The 18,525-nt window shown below is 43.6% G+C and carries 15 protein-coding genes; 12 read left to right on the top strand and 3 right to left on the bottom strand.

The features are described 5' to 3' along the window. The first annotated feature begins 2 nt into the window (after positions 1-2). The 5 genes from dltA to FC98_RS05195 are packed head-to-tail and all read left to right on the top strand — an operon-like array spanning position 3 to position 5,631. Positions 3-1,529 (top strand): D-alanine--poly(phosphoribitol) ligase subunit DltA, encoded by a 1,527-nt coding sequence (gene dltA / locus FC98_RS05215; RefSeq protein ID WP_056949289.1) that lies wholly within the window; start codon positions 3-5, stop codon positions 1,527-1,529. Then, positions 1,526-2,743: a D-alanyl-lipoteichoic acid biosynthesis protein DltB gene (dltB, locus tag FC98_RS05210; RefSeq protein WP_008856469.1), complete on the top strand. Its 1,218-nt coding sequence runs from the start codon at positions 1,526-1,528 to the stop codon at positions 2,741-2,743. The genes dltA and dltB overlap by 4 nt, the downstream gene beginning before the upstream one ends. Before the next feature lie 18 nt (positions 2,744-2,761). Continuing rightward, positions 2,762-3,001, top strand: coding sequence for a D-alanine--poly(phosphoribitol) ligase subunit DltC (gene dltC / locus FC98_RS05205; RefSeq protein WP_040471332.1), 240 nt, complete (start codon positions 2,762-2,764; stop codon positions 2,999-3,001). Continuing rightward, entirely contained in the window at positions 2,998-4,254 is a 1,257-nt protein-coding gene (gene dltD / locus FC98_RS05200; protein ID WP_008856467.1) for a D-alanyl-lipoteichoic acid biosynthesis protein DltD, read from the top strand. Before dltC ends, dltD begins: the two co-directional genes overlap by 4 nt. 33 nt (positions 4,255-4,287) lie before the next feature. Continuing rightward, positions 4,288-5,631 carry a serine hydrolase domain-containing protein gene (locus FC98_RS05195; protein WP_054654771.1) on the top strand — a complete coding sequence of 448 codons (1,344 nt, stop codon included), beginning with the start codon at positions 4,288-4,290 and terminating at the stop codon, positions 5,629-5,631. A 201-nt stretch (positions 5,632-5,832) separates the two neighbouring features. On the opposite strand, the gene aroD is transcribed toward FC98_RS05195, so the two are convergent. Together aroD and FC98_RS05185 are read right to left on the bottom strand one after the other, a co-directional pair. After that, entirely contained in the window at positions 5,833-6,588 is a 756-nt protein-coding gene (gene aroD, locus FC98_RS05190) for a type I 3-dehydroquinate dehydratase (RefSeq protein WP_054654769.1), read from the bottom strand. 101 nt (positions 6,589-6,689) lie between these two features. Next, on the bottom strand, positions 6,690-7,715 hold the full coding sequence (locus FC98_RS05185) for a polysaccharide deacetylase family protein (RefSeq protein WP_156637210.1): 1,026 nt from the start codon (positions 7,713-7,715) through the stop codon (positions 6,690-6,692). Between the two features lie 875 nt (positions 7,716-8,590). Here FC98_RS05185 and FC98_RS05180 point away from each other — a divergent pair. From FC98_RS05180 to FC98_RS05150, 7 genes are all read left to right on the top strand, one after another. Beyond that, positions 8,591-8,908 (top strand): chorismate mutase, encoded by a 318-nt coding sequence (locus tag FC98_RS05180; RefSeq protein WP_008856460.1) that lies wholly within the window; start codon positions 8,591-8,593, stop codon positions 8,906-8,908. An 18-nt stretch (positions 8,909-8,926) separates the two neighbouring features. Continuing rightward, positions 8,927-10,093, top strand: a complete 1,167-nt coding sequence (aroC, locus tag FC98_RS05175) for a chorismate synthase (RefSeq protein WP_056949288.1) — start codon at positions 8,927-8,929, stop codon at positions 10,091-10,093. A gap of 258 nt (positions 10,094-10,351) precedes the next feature. Continuing rightward, a complete protein-coding gene (gene aroA / locus FC98_RS05170) occupies positions 10,352-11,638 on the top strand; it encodes a 3-phosphoshikimate 1-carboxyvinyltransferase (protein ID WP_056949287.1) in 1,287 nt (428 codons plus the stop codon). A 503-nt stretch (positions 11,639-12,141) separates the two neighbouring features. Continuing rightward, positions 12,142-12,993: a prephenate dehydrogenase gene (locus FC98_RS05165; protein WP_008856456.1), complete on the top strand. Its 852-nt coding sequence runs from the start codon at positions 12,142-12,144 to the stop codon at positions 12,991-12,993. A 176-nt stretch (positions 12,994-13,169) separates the two neighbouring features. Then, positions 13,170-13,676, top strand: a complete 507-nt coding sequence (locus FC98_RS05160) for a shikimate kinase (protein WP_056949286.1) — start codon at positions 13,170-13,172, stop codon at positions 13,674-13,676. Between the two features lie 16 nt (positions 13,677-13,692). Beyond that, a complete protein-coding gene (gene aroE, locus FC98_RS05155) occupies positions 13,693-14,562 on the top strand; it encodes a shikimate dehydrogenase (RefSeq protein WP_008856453.1) in 870 nt (289 codons plus the stop codon). Positions 14,563-14,734: 172 nt separating this feature from the next. Beyond that, the gene (locus FC98_RS05150) at positions 14,735-16,219 is read left to right on the top strand and encodes an MFS transporter (RefSeq protein ID WP_235803585.1); all 1,485 of its coding nucleotides are present in this window, start codon (positions 14,735-14,737) and stop codon (positions 16,217-16,219) included. Positions 16,220-16,517: 298 nt separating this feature from the next. Here FC98_RS05150 and FC98_RS05145 read toward each other — a convergent pair whose 3' ends face one another. Beyond that, positions 16,518-18,362 carry a hypothetical protein gene (locus FC98_RS05145; RefSeq protein WP_056949285.1) on the bottom strand — a complete coding sequence of 615 codons (1,845 nt, stop codon included), beginning with the start codon at positions 18,360-18,362 and terminating at the stop codon, positions 16,518-16,520. Between the last annotated feature and the right edge of the window lie 163 nt (positions 18,363-18,525).

The raw sequence follows: 18,525 nt of genomic DNA, 5'->3' as shown, positions 1-18,525 counted from the left end.
AAATGATGATAGATTTAATTGACACAATTGATTCATATGCCAAAAGCAATGGCGATAAAGTTGTCTATAACTACGACGGGCAACAAAATACGTATGCGGAGCTAAAGTCATACTCCGATGCCTTAGCAGAACACATTGACGCAATGGGGCTGCCAATTAACCAGCCAATCATTGTTTTCGGTGGAAAATCATTTGATATGATTGCTGCGTTCATTGGGGTTATCAAATCAGGACATTCTTACATTCCGGTTGATGTTAATTCGCCTAAGGAACGATTAACCATGATTAATGCCATCGCCAAACCGGTGGCAGCGATTGCCGTTTCTGAGTTGCCGGCGGAATTGCCTGACATTCCAGTGATCAACCAGACTGAATTGGAACAGGTTTTCTTAGAACGGGTCGATTACCACCTGACCCACGCGATTCACGGTGATCAGACTTATTATATTATTTTTACTTCCGGGACCACTGGTGTTCCAAAGGGCGTTCAAATTAGTTATCGTAACCTTCAAAGCTTTTTTGAGTGGATGGTTGGCGACGAGTTTAAGTTGCCAGTAGATTTACAAATGTTGCAGCAGCCTGCTTATTCATTTGATTTATCAGTGATGAGTTTATACCCGACCCTTTTTCGCGGTGGAACCTTACACGCTCTCTCAAAGAAGACAACTGATAATTTCATTGTTTTATTTACCGCTCTTAGGAGTTTGCCGATTAACGTGTGGGTATCGACGCCATCTTTCGTGGATATTTGCTTGTTAGAGTCGACGTTTGATCAAGATCATTATCCAAACTTAACCCACTTTCTATTTTGTGGCGAGGAATTAACCCATCAAACGGCTGTGTCATTGAAAAAGCGTTTCCCGGCCGCTCATGTATTTAACACATACGGCCCAACGGAATCAACCGTTGCGATTACCCAGGTTGAAATTACTCAGGCCATCCTTGAAAAAGACGATCGATTGCCGATTGGCTATATGAAGCCTGAGATGCATGCCAGGATTGTTAATGATCAAGGTCAGGCCCTTCCAGAAGGGGATAAGGGTGAATTAGTTATCTACGGCACAAGTGTTTCTAAGGGGTATATCAATAATCCAGAAAAAAACGCTCAGGCTTTTTATCAGATAAATGGTCAAAATGCTTACCGAACGGGTGATATTACCACCATGGAAAAGGGTGGGCTGTTGAGATACTTTGGCCGGAAGGATTTTCAAATTAAGCTTAACGGCTTTCGAATTGAATTAGAAGATGTTTCAGGGATTATCAGCAAGGAAGAACACATTAAGCAAGCTGTGGTTGTTCCTAAGTATAACTCGCAGCATACAGTGTCAATGTTAATTGCGTACATTGTTCCTGAGGAGAACGACTTTAAAACCGATTTGGAGCTGACATCGGCAATTAAGAAGAACTTAGCGGGAATGATGATGGCTTATATGATCCCCCAAAAGTTAGTTTACCGAAAAACGCTACCGCTAAGTACAAATGGGAAGATTGATATCAAGGCGGTAATCAGTGAGGTTAACACGCAATGAGATGGTTCATTCCCTATGGCAATCCAACTTATTTTATTTGGTTGGCCTTAGCCATCATTCCATTGATGATTGGGCTGCTGTACGGTCGGCGGTTTCGAGGGTATCAAACGATTATTTCCCTCTTCTTCCTAATACTGACGTTTGGCGGGCCTAATTGGAAAACGGGAATTGCCTTGATTGGCTATTTTATTTATCAAATCATCTTAGTGGCGGGATATTCTCATTATCGTCAGAAAAAAGGATCAGCCAATCAAGGGTGGATCTTTGTAATGACAGTGATTTTAGCGATTGTGCCATTAGTTATCGTTAAAGTAACGCCAGCTATTGAGGGTGGCCGGCAGTCGATTATTGGTTTTCTGGGGATTTCTTACATCACCTTTAAGGTTGTCCAGACGATTATGGAGACTCGTGATGGGATCATCAAGGAATTTCATCCAATTCTGTTTGGTCAGTTCCTGTTATTCTTCCCCACAATTTCTTCTGGGCCAATTGATCGGTACCGGCGGTTTGAAACAGACTACAAGAAGGTTCCCGAGCGGGCTGAATACCTCGATTTAATCCAAACCGGTGTCCGGTACGTCTTCCAAGGCTTTGTTTACAAGTTTATTGTGGCCTATTATTTTGGCACCGTGCTGATGCCGGGAATTGAGCGGCACGCATTAATGGCACACGGCTTTTCATGGAATATCATTGCGTATATGTATGTTTACAGTATGGATCTCTTCTTTGACTTTGCCGGGTACAGTTTGTTTGCGGTTGGCATTAGTTATCTGATGGGCATTAAGACGCCAGTGAACTTTAATCAGCCCTTTAAATCGAAGAACATCAAGGACTTTTGGAATCGTTGGCATATGACACTGTCATTTTGGTTCCGTGATTATATTTTTATGAGATTAGTATTCTTCTTCATGAAACACAAAGTTTTCAAAAGCCGGGTGACAACGGCAAACGTCTGTTATGTCATCAATATGTTAATTATGGGATTCTGGCATGGTGAAACCTGGTTTTACATTACGTATGGATTATTTCATGGCTGTGCGCTGGTAATTAACGATACTTGGTTACGGTTTAAGAAGAAGCACCAGGATGTTATTCCGCACAATAAGTTAACTGAGTTATTCGCAATCTTTTTAACGTTTAACGTGGTTTGCTTTAGTTTCTTAATTTTCTCAGGATTTTTGAACACGTTGTTTTTTGGACCAAATAAATTTTAATGATCGGGGTGGCTTATGATGGATAATGTAAAAGAAACGGTAATTAGTATTTTAAATGATTTAACGGGTGAAGATTTTTCAGATAACTTGGATGAAAACTTGTACGACAGTGCGTTGCTTGACTCAATGGGAACGGTTCAGCTGTTGTTGGAGCTTCAAGATCAACTGGGGATTAATGCGCCGGTTTCCGAATTTGACCGTAATGAATGGGATACACCGGCAAAAATAATTGCGAAAGTTGAAGAAATGCAACAATGAGTTTAAAAAAGCGGCTATTTATGATCTTTGGGCCAATTTTAACCGCTGCCGTGTTGATGCTAGTCGTTTTTTTATCCCCACTTTGGAGTAGATTGAGTTATGTCAGTCCAAAAGTCCAAAGAAACGCGGCTTCATCGTTGTCTCCCTTAGTGTTAAAAGGCCAATTGATCAAGCAACGGGCACTCGAAAACAACTATGTGCCGTTCTTTGGCTCCTCTGAATGGTCACGGTTTGATCCATTTCATCCGGCCGTTTTAGCGGCTAAGTATCACCGCTCATACAGACCGTTTTTGTTAGGAGCTCGGGGGAGCCAATCGTTAACTAATTTTTTTGTGATGCAATCGGTGAGCCCCCAGTTGAAAAATAAGAAGGCGGTTGTCTTTGTTTCTCCACAGTGGTTTACACCAATGGGCGAAGACCCCAACGCTTTTACATTTTATTATTCACCACTGCAAACGACAACTTGGCTTAAGCAAGAGACCGGATCAAAAATGGACCGGTATGCAGCTTATCGCCTCTTGCAAATGCCGTCTGGAGATTCGGATAAGATTATTGCGGCTGCGCTGGCCCGGATTGCGGCTGGATTAAAGCCAACTAAATTTCAGCGAAACTACATTAACGTTCGTAACCGAATTCTAGCAAATGAAGACCAGATTTATTCTCGGTATCGGATCCCATTGAATAATGTTAAGACGATTGGTAAAAACATGAAAAAACTGCCGCGTCATTATCACTATCGCCAGCTTGATGAATTAGCTAGTCAAATTGGGAAACAACAAACGTCTTCCAACGACTTTGAAATTAATAACCGGTTCTGGAACCGACGATTAAAACGGCACGTCAAGGATCTTAAGAATTTCCAAGTAGGTCAAAGTTACGTTAAATCGCCGGAGTATGGTGATTTTGAGCTACTCTTGAATCAGTTTGCTGACGATCACACAAATGTGTTGTTTATTATTCCACCGGTTAATCAAAAGTGGCAGGAATATACAGGGTTATCGGCAGCAATGCTTAAACAGTTTGATCAAAAAATAAAGTACCAATTGCGTTCTCAGGGATTTAACCATATTGATGATTTATCCAAGGATGGCAATGTTCCTTACTTTATGAGTGATACTATCCACCCAGGATGGCGGGGATGGCTTAAAATGGATCAGGCAATTAATCCGTTTTTAACCAAAAAAGTCAGTCGACCACATTATCAAATTGACAAGCGATTTTATTCGAAGCGTTGGCAACAGTATGATTATTAATATCATTTAAATAGAATAGACGGTGACAGACAAATGAGATTTAATGGTAGGATCAAGAACGCGGTGCTTTTTTTGGCCGGGCTGCTCCTAGCTGGTTCTTTTATGACCTACAGATACAAAGCAATGGCAAGCTATAATCCAATCCTAAGTAGTAGCAATAAACGCTACGATGCCCAAATTGTCAATCAGACATCCCCGACAAAGGGGTATTCGCTGTACGATGCGGGCCCGTATTATACGAGTTCAAATACCCGGACCGCTGACGGCAATGGCAGCAAGTATAATAATGATTACGTTCGAGTGATGCAAACGAAGACGACTAAGACTGGGACATACGCCCGCCTGCGGTATTTCAATCAATATATTGGCTGGATGAACGTCCATGGGATCAAGCCTGCCACCCTTTCACAAGTTGCAACAGCTACGATGCAGCAATATGACGCGATTGGGACAGCGTTGTTAGCGCCGTCGGGTAGCAGTAAGATGGTGACGGTTAGCAACGGCTTCGCGGACATGGCCCATAACACGCCAAATAACGGGAATGGGTCGGTTGTCTATCCGCTGGCGTCACTTCAAAAGGCAATGACGGGTGCGATGATCCAGCAGTTGATCAGTGCGTCAAAGCTATCGCCGACAACGCTGTTGAGCAAATACTACCCACAGGTTCCCTATAGCAAGAACATTACGATTAAACAGATGCTGTCGATGACGTCCGGGCTAACCAATACGGATATTACGCCAACTGACCAGATGACGGAAAATCAAGCCTATAGTAGTGTGGTTAAACGGCTAAAATCGACCAATAATCATCAGTTTAACTATAGTGACGCTAACTATATCTTGTTGGCAGGAATTATTGCGAAGGTAACTGGAAAGTCCTATGCCAGCAATCTGCAAACCAACATTTTAGATAAGCTGGGAATGAAAAATACGGTGATCGTTGATGGTGACCAACCTACTATTAAATCGGTGATTGCAGTTGGCTATACGGACGATGGGAAGACCAACTATGCAAATATTCACGCAGTTTCGTTGCCTAGATTATCAGCAATTCCAGGCGCTGGAAATCTTTTGAGTACGCCGAGTGATTACTATAAATTTGTGTTGGGATTGCAAGACGGCGATGTCTTGACCGCTAAGCAGTATCAGCAGCTTGTCAGCTATGGCAGCGTTTATTCTGGTGGGGTTTATGTTACCAGAAGTGGCGTTAAATATAATAACGGCTCCTTTGGTGGCACGAGCTTTCATACTGGTTACTATGCCTCAAATAATAATTACCACTTAGCGTTGGTATTCACAAACCAAGGACCATTGGCAAACAATGAAAGCACTAAGGATTTTGCCAAAAAAATGTACGACGTTGCGACTTATTATTAGAATCCCACTAAAGAAAAGCTGGTATTGATGGTAATTTGGTAGCACAAGGATCGTCAAAATCGTTCGTCAACAAAATAGGCTAGTCATACATCATTCTTGGTTAATTGGAATGACATGATGACTAGCCTATTTTATTCTTGTACAGAGGTTAAAGAATCTTTGAGTGTAACTTTGATTTTAAAAGATATATTGGGTTCAACGTTATTCTGTCTGATTCATTTCTTGGCGAAGGGCTTCAATTGGAATTTGTCCTGGAGCTGACGCCCTGCCTACCGTTGCAAAAGATAGCACCGAACCAGATTGGGGACCTGACATTCTAGTAATCTTGCCCAGCTCACCCATTGACATGGTAATAACTGGGATTTTGAGCTGTTGCGCTGCCGTTCTCGTTGCTTTTAGTAGCGTGGTGACGTCCTCAGGCTTTTGGGGCATCACGGCAATTTTTCCAATATCGCCATGCAACGTTTCCATTCTGGTTAAGCGGCTGACAATTTCAGTTTCCGGTGGGGTAGCCTTAAAATCATGACTGCTGAGAATCACAATCATATGATGATCATGAGCCAACTGAATGAGTTGTGTCATTTGATCAGGATCCCGGGCTGACTCAAGGTCTAACATATCGGGTAATTGATTTTCAATTAGCCAATTGTATAAGCTGAAGTATTGATCATCGCTAATTTTCTTGTTACCACCTTCATGGAACGTCCTGAAGGTAATTAAGAGAACGATTTTTCCCAGAACCTTCTTTAATTTGAGTGCCGTTTTTTTAATCGCTAGCCTATCATTAGGAACGGCATCAAAGAAGTCTAGCCGCCATTCAACGACGTCGGGTTTAGTTGCTTTGATTGCCCTCGCTGAAGCCATTACTTGATCTGAAGTGACATCAGTAATTGGGACTGCAATTTTAGTGGTGCCAGTTTTGAAAGTTGTTTGTTTAACAGTCACTTTTCCACTCATTATTTGCGGATTCCTTCCATGACAATTAATTGAGTTCATTCTATCAATTTAGCTAGGGTTAATCAATCGCAAATGGCCTATTAATTTTGATGTCTTTCAAGTTAAACGCCTCGATAGTCGCCGCGGCCAAAGTACTGAAGTCCCGCAAGTAATGGGCGTTGAATGAGGTTAGGCAAAAGGACAAATGTGTAACCACGTTTCTTAAGCGTGCTAATGATTTGAGGAACGGCGGCCACCGATGTTGGGTGAATATCGTGCATTAAGATAATTGAGCCATTGTGTGTTGTTGCAAGCACGTGGTTGACCGTTTTAGGGGTGTTCAAATAAGCCCAATCGCGTGAATCCACAGACCATTGAATAATTGGACGGTCAAATAAATTGCCGACTCTGGAATTAATCGCGCCATATGGTGGCCGGACATATTGAGGGAGTGTGCCGGTAGCCTTGTAAATGGCAGCGTCCGTCAATGCAATTTGATGGCGTGCCCGACTATTACTTAAGTTAGTCAGTTGTGGATGATTCCAAGAGTGGTTACCAATTTGGTTGCCATCCTTTAGAACTGAGCGACTCACTGCTGGATACTTCATGACGCTGCTGCCAACTTCAAAGAAGGTTGCGTGAACGTGATAGCGCTGTAGAATTTTGAGTAACTTAGGCGTTAGGGTTGGGTCTGGTCCATCGTCAAACGTAAGGGAAACAACCTTTTTAGGGGTCGCTGGTTTAACGTAGTCATACTGTTTGGGCATATAGCGGTTTAAAATAATGCCGGTTAACTTGTTGAGGGGGATGGCTACCTCGTTGACATTATAGCTGTTCTTAACTAAGTGAATTGTTAAATGTGTTCGACTCAACGTAAAGTTGTGCGCTGTTAGTCGTTTGGGCAAAGGCAAGTAAACGAGCTGCTGAACCTGTTTGCCAGTTAAATGATGGTCTTCTGCTAACTGAGACCGGGTCAACTGACGGATGGTTCCCAGTCGATGAAGACTATTGTTGGTAATCTTACCGTAAGTTAGTTGATTGCTGGTAGCCGCAGCTACTTTCTGATTGGTTTGAAAGCCAAGGGTTGTGATTGCGGTGGCAATAATTCCAAGCGTGATAAATAAATGGTTACGAAACAATGTGATCACTTCCTAAATATAAATGAATGATAGCTAGTATAATTCTTTGATACAACTATATCTTGGCATTCGTGGAAATGTAAGTCAACGGAAAACGTGTTGAAGATGGCTTTTGGGGATGATTTGTGTATGGTTAGCGGTGGCTTTTACATTGATCAAGATTGCTTTGTTTACTATTTGTAGGACAGCTTCGTAAAGCAGAAACTGGAGCATAAGTACCTCAGACAAAAATCCCCACAAACCAGGGATTTCTGTCTGAGGAGACTTATGTTTCAGCTTTTAATCGCTTTGCTCCGCTCACTGTTTTTTGCAACATTGTGGAAACGTGCTGCACCAAGCAGAAAGCTGCACCTAAGCCACTCCGTTCAAAAATCCAAGCCCAGGATTTCTGAACGGAGTAGCTTAAGCTCCGCTTTCTAACCGCTTGGTTTCGCACTCTGAGGACAGCTCCGCAAAGCAAAAGCTTGCACATAAGCACCTTATTCAAAAATCCCAAGCCCGGGGATTCTTGAATAAGGAGACTTATGTTTCAGCTTTTAACCGCTTTGCTCCGCTCACTCTATTAGAAAACGATTAGGGTTGACTCGTAAATTCTAATGTGTTTTAATTGTAATAACATAAAAAGAGAGGAATTCATGCTTATGACAAAGCTTACTCAGACTGTAAATGCCTATTATTTTGACTATGCCTACTTTAGATAGCGTCCGTTTCGATGCGGACGCAACATTCGCGTTCGCGTCAAGTGGTGCAAAGTCAAACGCTTTGTTATGGGCCCGCTAGACGCATCAGTCTAGCTGGGTTAATGCCAATTCTTCTACGAGTTTCGTAAACCAGCTAGATAATTATCTAGCTGGCTTTTTTCATGAAAAATATGAGGTGAGATTATGAATCATAAAGGAAAAGCTTCAGTGATGGCTGGTAATGAAGAAATCAATGCAGCCAGAGAACAAATTAATCACTTAGACGAATCAATTGTCAGACTTCTGGTTCAAAGATTTCAAACAGCCGCGTTAATTGGCCAAATTAAGGATCGAGATAACTTACCAGTCTTAGATAATAGCCGTGAACAAGTGGTTTTGAATCGGGTTAGAACATTGGATCCTGATTCTCATAATGGTGATTACATTGAGAACGTTTATCGAGAAATTTTGAAAAACTCACGTGCATATCAACACGCACTAATTAAAGCGAATAATAACTAATACTAAAGGAGCAACTCTATGAATTACTTAACTGCAGGAGAATCACATGGCCCCCAACTAACCGGAATTCTTGAAGGTGTTCCGGCTGGGCTTCATTTGAATATTGATGACATTAATGAACAACTCAAAAAACGTCAGGGTGGTTATGGCCGTGGTAATCGACAACAAATTGAGCATGATCAAGTGACCATTGTTGGCGGTGTTCGCCATGAAATGACGTTAGGGTCGCCAATTGCGTTGGTGGTGAATAACCGTGATCATGCCCATTGGCGAGAAATTATGGATCCAGTGAGTCCCGAAACTGCCGAAAATACTTTGCGAAAGGTTGAACGCCCCAGACCAGGTCATGCAGATTTAGTTGGGGGAATGAAATACCGCCATCGTGACTTGCGAAACGTGTTGGAACGGTCTTCGGCCAGGGAAACTGCGATTCGGGTTGCCATTGGGACAATTTGTAAGCAGCTGTTGGATGAACTTGGAATTGAGATTGCTGGTTACGTTGAACAAATTGGTCCAATTGCGACGGCTGATCACCCGGAACTGGATGTCGCTAAGATTGAAGCAGAAATTTCGCAGAATGACCTGCGAGTAATCGACCAATCAAAGGTTGGTGAAATTCATGAGCTCATCGACAAAACTAAGAAGGACGGCGATACCTTAGGCGGCATTATTCGGGTTGTTGCCACGAATGTTCCCGCTGGCTTAGGCAGTTACGTGAGCTGGGATACTAAATTAGATGCCAAGTTAGCTGCTGCCGTGATGGGTGTGAATGCAATGAAAGGGGTCGAAATTGGTGACGGCTTTAAGGCCGCTACCAACTTTGGCAGCCAAGTAATGGACGAAATTGACTGGGATCAACAATCCGGTTTTTCCCGGGAAACTGATCACCTTGGTGGGTTTGAAGGGGGAATGACCAATGGGATGCCAATCATTGTTAAGGCAGCCATGAAACCAATCCCAACCCTTTATAAGCCGCTACAAAGTGTTGACGTTGAGACAAAGAAAGTCAAAAAAGCTAGCGTTGAGCGATCTGATACAACGGCAATTGTGCCAGCGTCGATTGTAATTGAAAGTGTCGTCGCCATTGAATTAGCGAAAGCAATTACCGATAAATTCGACGGCGATAACCTTCAACGATTGCAGGAACAGTTGGCAGCATATAAAGCTGAGTTGAAGAATTTCTAGGACAGCTGCACAAAGCAGAAGTCTGCACATAAGCACCTCGAGTGAAAATTCCAAGCCCAGGAATTTCCACTCGAGGAGACTTATGCTCCGACTTCCAACTGCTTTGTTCCGCTCACTTATAGGACAGCTGCGCAAAGCAGAACTCTGCACATAAGCACCACCAGCAAAAATTCCAGAACCGGGAATTCCTGCTGGCGGAGACTTATGCTCCGAGTTCTAACCGCTTTGCTCCGCTCACTTATTTTTAGGAGGATATCTATGAAACAATTACAAACCAAACCGCAAAATGGCCTCCGAGGAGAGCTGACTGTTCCGGGTGATAAAAGCATTTCTCACCGAGGGATTATGTTTGGTGCGATAAGCGAAGGACGAACAATACTCCATCATTTTTTAACGGCGGAAGATTGTTTATCCACGCTTAAGGCTTTCCAGCAGCTTGGAGTTCCTATCAGGCGAGATGGGCAAACCGTCACGATTGACGGTGTTGGCCTCCATGGCCTTAAGCAACCAACTAGGCCACTCGAAATGGGGAATTCTGGAACGACGACGCGTCTCATGATGGGGTTGCTTGCTGGTCAGAATTTTAAGACAACCTTAGTGGGGGATGCATCATTATCAAAGCGGCCGATGAAACGGGTAAGTGAGCCGCTAGCTGAGATGGGTGCTGATATTGAAACGACTGCTGGTCATTTACCGGTCACAATTAACGGCAGCCAATTACACGCAGTGGACTATCATTTGAAAGTTGCGAGTGCACAAGTTAAGAGTGCGTTAATACTAGCAGCATTGCAAGCTGATAAGACGTCCATCTTTGTTGAAAAGCAACCCACCAGAAACCACACGGAAATTATGCTTAGGGCGTTTGGTGCGAATATTGAGTGCGAACCAGACGATGTCACCATCACCGTCCATCCGGATCCTAAGTTAGAGGGGCTTACGTTAAATGTTCCCGGCGATATGTCTTCAGCTGCGTTCTTTATGACCGCCGCCAGTTTAGTCCCCGACTCTGAAGTTAAATTATTAAACGTTGGCGTTAATGAAACGCGAACCGGGTTGATGTCAATTTTGGAACAAATGGGTGGTAAAGTAAGTATTTCAAATCTCCAGTATGGTGGTGAATCAACGGCTGATATTACGGTTAATAGCGCGAACCTAATCCCAATTGAAATTGGTGCCAAAGATATCCCAGCCGTTATTGATGAATTGCCGCTGGTAGCCTTGCTTGCAGCTAAAGCGAATGGCATCAGTAAAATTACTGGCGCAGGCGAATTGCGGGTCAAAGAAACTGACCGAATTGCAGTAATTGTGACGGAGTTTAAGAAGCTGGGAATTGCGATTAAGGCGTTACCAGATGGCTTTATCATTGATGGTTCGAAGCCCTGGCAGGTGAAAGATTCTCATTTGGATAGTCATGGGGATCATCGAATTGGAATGGTGATGGCAATTGCCGCCCTGTTAGTTGATAAACCACTAACGCTTGACGGCGCCGACAGTGTTAACATTTCTTACCCGGAATTCTTCGCTGATTTGGCAACGCTGCTCTAGGACAGCTGCACAAAGCAGGGATCTGCGTGTAAGCACCTTCAACAAAAATCCCAAGCCCGCGGATTTCTGTTGAAGGAGACTTACACTCCGATCCCTAAACGCTTTGTTACGCTCACTGATTTTAGGACAGCTCCTCCAAGCAGGGTTCTGCACATAAGCACCACCATCAAAAATTCTAGAACCGGCGTGGGATCTTATTTCTATTTTACCTTGAGCTAGTTTCTAAGGCTTCGTAGAGTAGGACCGCTCCGCAAAGCAGAAGTCTGCACCTAAGCCACCTCACTCAAAAAAACCAGAACCAGGGATTTCTGAGTGAGGTAACTTAGGCTCCGACTTCTAACCGTTTTGCTACGCTCACTTACTTTAGGACAGCTGTGCAAAGCAGAAACTTCCATATAAGCACCTTAGGCAAAAATTCCAAGCCCGGGAATTCCTGCCCAAGGAGACTTATATTCCAGTTTCTAACCGCTTTGCTCCGCTCACTTTTTAAGGAGAAAATCAAAATGAAAACCATTGTAATTAGTGGGCTGGGCCTAATTGGCAGTTCAATTGCCAGAATTATGAAACAAGCTGACCCGGCAATTGAAATTATTGGTTGTGATCCAGATGATGATTCGGCACAGTTTTTGTTAACTCAACGAGTGATTGACCGGCGGCTAACTTTTGCGGCGGCGGTGCCCCTGGCTGACATAATTGTACTGGCAGGGCCGGTTTCCGTCATCATCGAACAGATTCGCAAACTTGCAGTGATGCCACTTAAGGATAACGTATTGGTTACTGATGTCGGCAGTTCAAAGGTTACAATTATGGATGCCGCTCAGCTGTTAATCGACAATCAAATTGCGTTTCTGGGCGGACATCCCATGGCGGGTTCTCATGAATCAGGGAGCCAATCTGGTCGAATAAACTTATTCGCCGGTGCAACTTACTTCCTGGTTTCTGGTTCGCAGACTCGTAATCAATTAAGCGAGTTTCAACGGTTAATGGCTCCGGCGAAGGTGCGTTGGACAGAGATTGCTGCGAACGATCATGATCAGTTAGTGAGTGAATTAAGCCATGTGCCCCACGTGATCGCGACAACACTAGTCAATACAGTTGCTAAAAGTGTTAAAAACAATCAAATTGGGCTGCAGGCCGCTGCTGGGGGCTTCAAGGATACCACCAGGATTGCGGCTTCAGACCCAACGATGTGGACAGCTATTCTGCTGAGTAACGGCGGTGAAATTTGTAAGGAGCTTGAAGACTTTAAGGCGCAACTTACTCAATTTGAAGCGGCAATTAGACGTGGAGACCGCCAAGAGATTTTTGAGACGTTAAAAAAAGCACAGCGGATTCGTCAGTCTCTTGATAGGTAAGTGTTTTACGTTTTGGTTTCTAAGCGCTTTGTTCCGCTCACTTTTAGCCGCTGCGCAGAGCAGGAATCTGCGCGTAAGCACCTCCAACAAAAATCCCAAAACCGGGGATTCTTGTTAGAGGAGACTTACACTCCGATCCCTAATCGCTTTGCTCCGCTCACTTTAGGAGGATGCTTATGAAGGCAATATTGGTAGGGTTTATGGGCAGCGGCAAGACCACTGTTGGTCAATTGTTAGCCCAGAAATTAAACGTCCAGTACCACGATTTGGATGACATTATTATTGAAATGGCTGGCAAGTCGATTCAACAGATTTTTGATGATAGTGGCGAAGCTGGATTTCGTCAACTGGAACATGCAGCCCTCATGCAATCTTTGAATCAAGAAGGAATTTTGGGGACGGGGGGCGGAACGCCAATTCAAGACGCAAACTTTGAGTTGTTGAGGAGTCGTGATGTTCCCGTTATTTTGTTAGACGTTCTACCGGAAACCATCATGAAACGGTTAAGTAACGATACAAATCGACCACTTGCTCGAAAGTTGGGGGTTAGCGGCCTGATTACCTTGAAGGGTGAACGGGATGACCGTTATGAACAAGTTAGCGACTTTAGGATTGCAACAGATGATCTGACACCGCTTGAAGTTGTGGCAGCCGTTATCAATAAGTTGGTTGTTGAACATTAGGATTGGAGGAATTCGCATGATTGATGGGCACACAAAATTATTTGGGTTATTGGCACACCCAGCAGCACACAGTCTGTCGCCGTTGATTCATAACACTAGTTTTAAGATAACAGGGATTAATGGTGCCTATCTAGCGTTTGATGTCACTTCTGATGGGTTAGCGGATAGTCTGGCAGCAATGCGAGCAATGGGGATCGGCGGTTTTAATCTTTCAATGCCATTGAAAACCGATGTGATTCCATTACTGGACGAAGTGACACCACGGGCTGAACGGCTTCAGGCAGTCAATACGGTGATTAATCGAAATGGTCACTTGACCGGCGATAGTACTGATGGTCAGGGATTTGTTGATGCTTTGAAGCAACGGGCAATCGAGCTGGCCGGTGCCACATTAACGGTTTTGGGGGCTGGTGGAGCTGGCCGGTCAATTATTTCTGCAGCGGTTGATGCTGGGGTTACCAAAATTCATGTGTTTAAGCGTAACAACGCGAGCTTTATGCCGGTTAAACACCAACTAGAAGCCTGGTCAACCGCCATTGAAGTTACCGATTACGACGATGAGGCCGCAATGATTCATGCAGTTGATACCAGTCAAATTGTTGTTAATGCAACTAATCTGGGAATGGCTGCTGATAGTGAGTTGCCCATTAATCAGGCGGTTATTGATCATTTTAAGCCAGAACATGTGGTGGTTGATGTGATTTATTTCCCATTAACCACCCCATTTCTGGTGGCAGCAAAAAAGCGTGGGAGTCATACATATAACGGTATTGGCATGCTAGTTCACCAGGCGGCTGGCTCCTTTTTGGAGTGGACTGGGCAAAAAATGCCGGTTGATGCGGTCATTGCCGCGGTTAATCAGGAAGTAGCCCGACGGCAAAAATAGTCAATATAATAGTTACGGATAAGGGCCTATTTAGAAAAACAATGTCAAAATTAACAACGGCATTGAATTTTCAGAATGGCTTTTTTATTTTTAGTGATTTTCTTCAGGGATAAAAGTTGTAATATAGATAAGGTGTACTTGAAAATATACAAAATAGAAAGGGGAAACGTCATTGTCAAAGCGAGATGTTTTGATCGTAACTTGTGCGTTATTGCTCTCAAACGCAATGGGTGGACTAGATAACACGATCATCAATACCGCATTGCCAGCAATTATTTCCGACCTTCATGGCATCGAATTAATTGGTTGGATCGTAGCCGTTTTCCTACTTGGTACGGCGGTCAGCACGCCACTTTGGAGCAAACTTGGCGAACACGTTGGTAATAAACGAAGCTATCAGTTGGCGGCTTCGCTATTTGTCTTGGGGTCATTTTTGCAGGGAATGTCACCTAACATTATTTTCTTAATTATTGCTCGAACCCTTATGGGAATTGGCAACGGGGGGATGATTTCGTTACCGTATATTATATACGCCCGCATGTATAAAAATCCCCGTAAACGGATGCAAGTCCTGGGGTTCGTGTCTGCTAGTTACAGTATGGCGACAATCGTTGGCCCGTTGGTTGGTGGGTACATCGTTGATACGTTTAGTTGGCATTGGGTCTTTTACCTTAATGTACCAATTGGATTGATCTCAATTATTTTGGTACAAATTTATTATCGGTTAAGTAAGCTGCCTGAATCAAAGGGGCGTGTTGACTATCTGGGCGCTACCCTAATGACGATTGGCTTAGTTGGCCTGCTTGCTGGGATTGAAATGATTGGGGCAACCGATGGGATGGTTGTCTCCGCAATAATCTTAGTTTCATTTGTGATCCTCGGAGTGATGTTCCGAGTAGAGCTACAGGTGGAAGATCCAATTATTCCCAGCCGGTTGTTTAAAAATTTGCCATTAATGATTGATTTTGGTCTGTTTACCTTAATTTGGGGGGCTTTTATTGGCTTTCTGATTTATAGTCCCATGTGGGCGCAGGGACTACTCGGCACATCGGCTCTCATTGGTGGGGCAACCCAAATTCCAGGATCAGTCACTGATTTTATTGGTTCTGGTGCGGTTGCGCCAATGAGAAAATATTTCACCCCGCAAAAGGTGATTGCAATTGGAATCGTGACGTTAGTTATCACCTTCTTGATCATGGTGATTGCGGGAGTTAAGGCGCCATACTGGTTGTTGCTAGTTGCTGGGGCCTTTGAGGGGTTTGGCAATGGTGCTTGTTTCAATGAACTGCAGATTAAGGTTCAACAAGATGCTGATATGGTTGATGTACCAATCGCCACGTCGTTTAGCTTCTTGATTCGGATGTTAGCTCAAGCGTTTATGGCGTCAATCTTTGGGATCGTGTTAAACCATGCTTTGCGATCAGGTGTTAGGCATTCCGGTGGTACCATCACGATGAAAATGTTAAATGAGCTGAGTGATGCCTCAAGTGTTGGGTCATTGCCACACCAATTGATTCCACAAATGCGGGTGATTTTATATAATGGCTTACATAATATTATGATCCTGTCATTAGCGTTGATGCTGATTGCGTGGGGGATTAGTATTTGGGCCCAGCGATTGGAAAAGCAAAAGTTAGCAAGGGCGATAAATGAGTAAATTTTGTTAGTTAATAAGACGAAAAGTGGATCGAAATCTTTAAATTTTAAAAGATTTCGATCCACTTTTTATTTTACTTTTAGTATCAGCAATCTGCTCATATACACTGTAACCAAACTTCTCTGGCAATATAGATTAGGACTGCTCCGCAAAGCAGGGATCTACACATAAGCCTCCCCACCCAGAAACCTCCCAAGCCCAGAGATTTCTGGGTGGGGACGCTTATGCTCCGATCCCTAATCGCTTATGCTCCGATCCCTAATCGCTTATGCTCCGATCCCTAATCGCTTTGCTCCGCTCACTTTGCTAATGATTGATCCTTAAACGTATCTAGTGAAACATTAGCGGTAGCCAAATCATTTTTACTGTTGATTGTTTCGGCTTTGAAGCTTACCTTGTCGCCTTCAGCGATGAACTGATAAATTGGTTTAAAGTTCTTGGCAGAAGTATCCAGTTTATAAACTTGGTTACTATTCTTCATAATAAACAATAAACCATTATTATTAGTTCGAACAATTCGGTTGATCGTACCATTAATCGTCTTACCAGTTGGGGCAGCCACCGTCACACCAGTTTTAGCCTCTAATCGTTGGTTAAATAAGGCTAATGTACTCTGGGCATCATCACCAATCGCATAAGTTCCGCTCTGGTTATTCCCATCAGCAAGCAAGTAAACAAATTTCATAAACGAATTGTTATCTCGGTCGAGCATGGAAACGACCCACGTAGGTTCACCGTTAATTCTATAAAGTAATGGCAATGTCCCCCGGTAGTTCTGTGGGTTAATGTCCTGTTGCGCATATGAAATGGCCCGTTCTGGTGTCATAACGTTGCCATGTTCACGATAGTAATGTAAGGTATTCGTCCGGGCGTCAACAAATGTGTAGCCTAGAATTGAACTTTGATGTTCATTAACACTGGTCATCCCAGTAAAGTAGTAAACCCGGCCTTTGTAGGCGTATGGCGTTAACTTATCGCCACCTTCAGTCCCGGCTTGAGTCGGCTTCATAACACCACTATGGCCACCAAAGCTAGTTGCGTTCCAGAAACCGTGTCGGTATTTACCAAACATGGAGACTTCGTGGGCAACAAATTCTGGCGCCACCGCAATATCAATGAACTTTGGAACCTTATTTGGTGAATAGACATTAACTTTACCAGTGATCGTATTCAATACGGCAACTTTATAATCTTTGTAATTATAGTTTCGATTAATATACGAAAGTGGCTTTGCCAGTGTTCGGACGTAGTAAGGGGTCCCATGATTATCAATTTCCAATTGTGAAGTTGAGCCAACCATTGAATAACCTAAGCTGTGCGCACTGATTCGCCGATCAGCATCACGATTGAAATAGGCACTTGGCGTGTAGCGCATTGGTTTGGCAACGAACTTTGGATCGGCGTTCTTGTCGGTGGCATCAGTTCTGAAGTAGCCAGGGACCTTCAAGTAGTGAATGTACCGCCAGAAGCCACCAGAGAATTCAACGGGGGCAACGTAAACCATTTTGCCACGGTACATTTGCACCCGCATGTGGTTAAGATCATAAACGTTTGAATTCTTAAAGCTGTTTAGTGAGTTGTTCATATCGGTTGAAACGGTTTGAGGGGCGTTAACAACTGGTGTCTCACTGCTATTTTTAATGACTGGCATTGGTGCACTCTTAGTGTCGTCGTTCATATCCACCTTGATTGAATCAACAGCAGGCTTTGGATTCATTGACGTTACTAAGGAAGAGACGCTTCCTAGAATAATAAAGACGATCACCGCCATCACAACCGCTAAGGCAGCTTTACCAACCCAACCAAAGGCACCGGTAAACCGCTGGATAATCTGGCCAATCAGACCGTTACCAGCGTCAGTAGTTCGTTTGGCAACTGCATTTGGCGAGTAGACAAATCGTTTTAAAACAGCCACGACGATGAAGCCGCCAATCAGCCACATTAGCCAATTATCGGTCATTGCCGGGTAAGCAAGGTCTGGTAGGCTGAAATAGGTATTCACAAAACTGACAATAAATAGGGCAATCAGGACTAAGAAACCATAAATCCGTCCCCGCCGGTTTGCAATAAATAGAAACCAGATAAATGGTAATAAAATACCTGATAGCTTAACTAAAGTGATTAACGCAAAATAACTAAGCATTAAATCGTTCTCCTCTCAACATAGGTTACTCATAATGTGTTAAGCCCATTATACATTAGCTGAGTGAGCGGAGCAAAGCGGCCAGAGTGCGAAACCAAGCGGTTAGAAAGCGGAGCCTAAGTTAGGCCGTTCAGAAATCCTGGGTTTGGATTTTTGAACGGCC

The organism is Lentilactobacillus kisonensis DSM 19906 = JCM 15041 (assembly GCF_001434135.1).
In the GTDB taxonomy this organism is placed as follows: Bacteria; Bacillota; Bacilli; order Lactobacillales; family Lactobacillaceae; genus Lentilactobacillus; species Lentilactobacillus kisonensis.
This window is presented reverse-complemented; position numbering and strand designations above follow the sequence as displayed.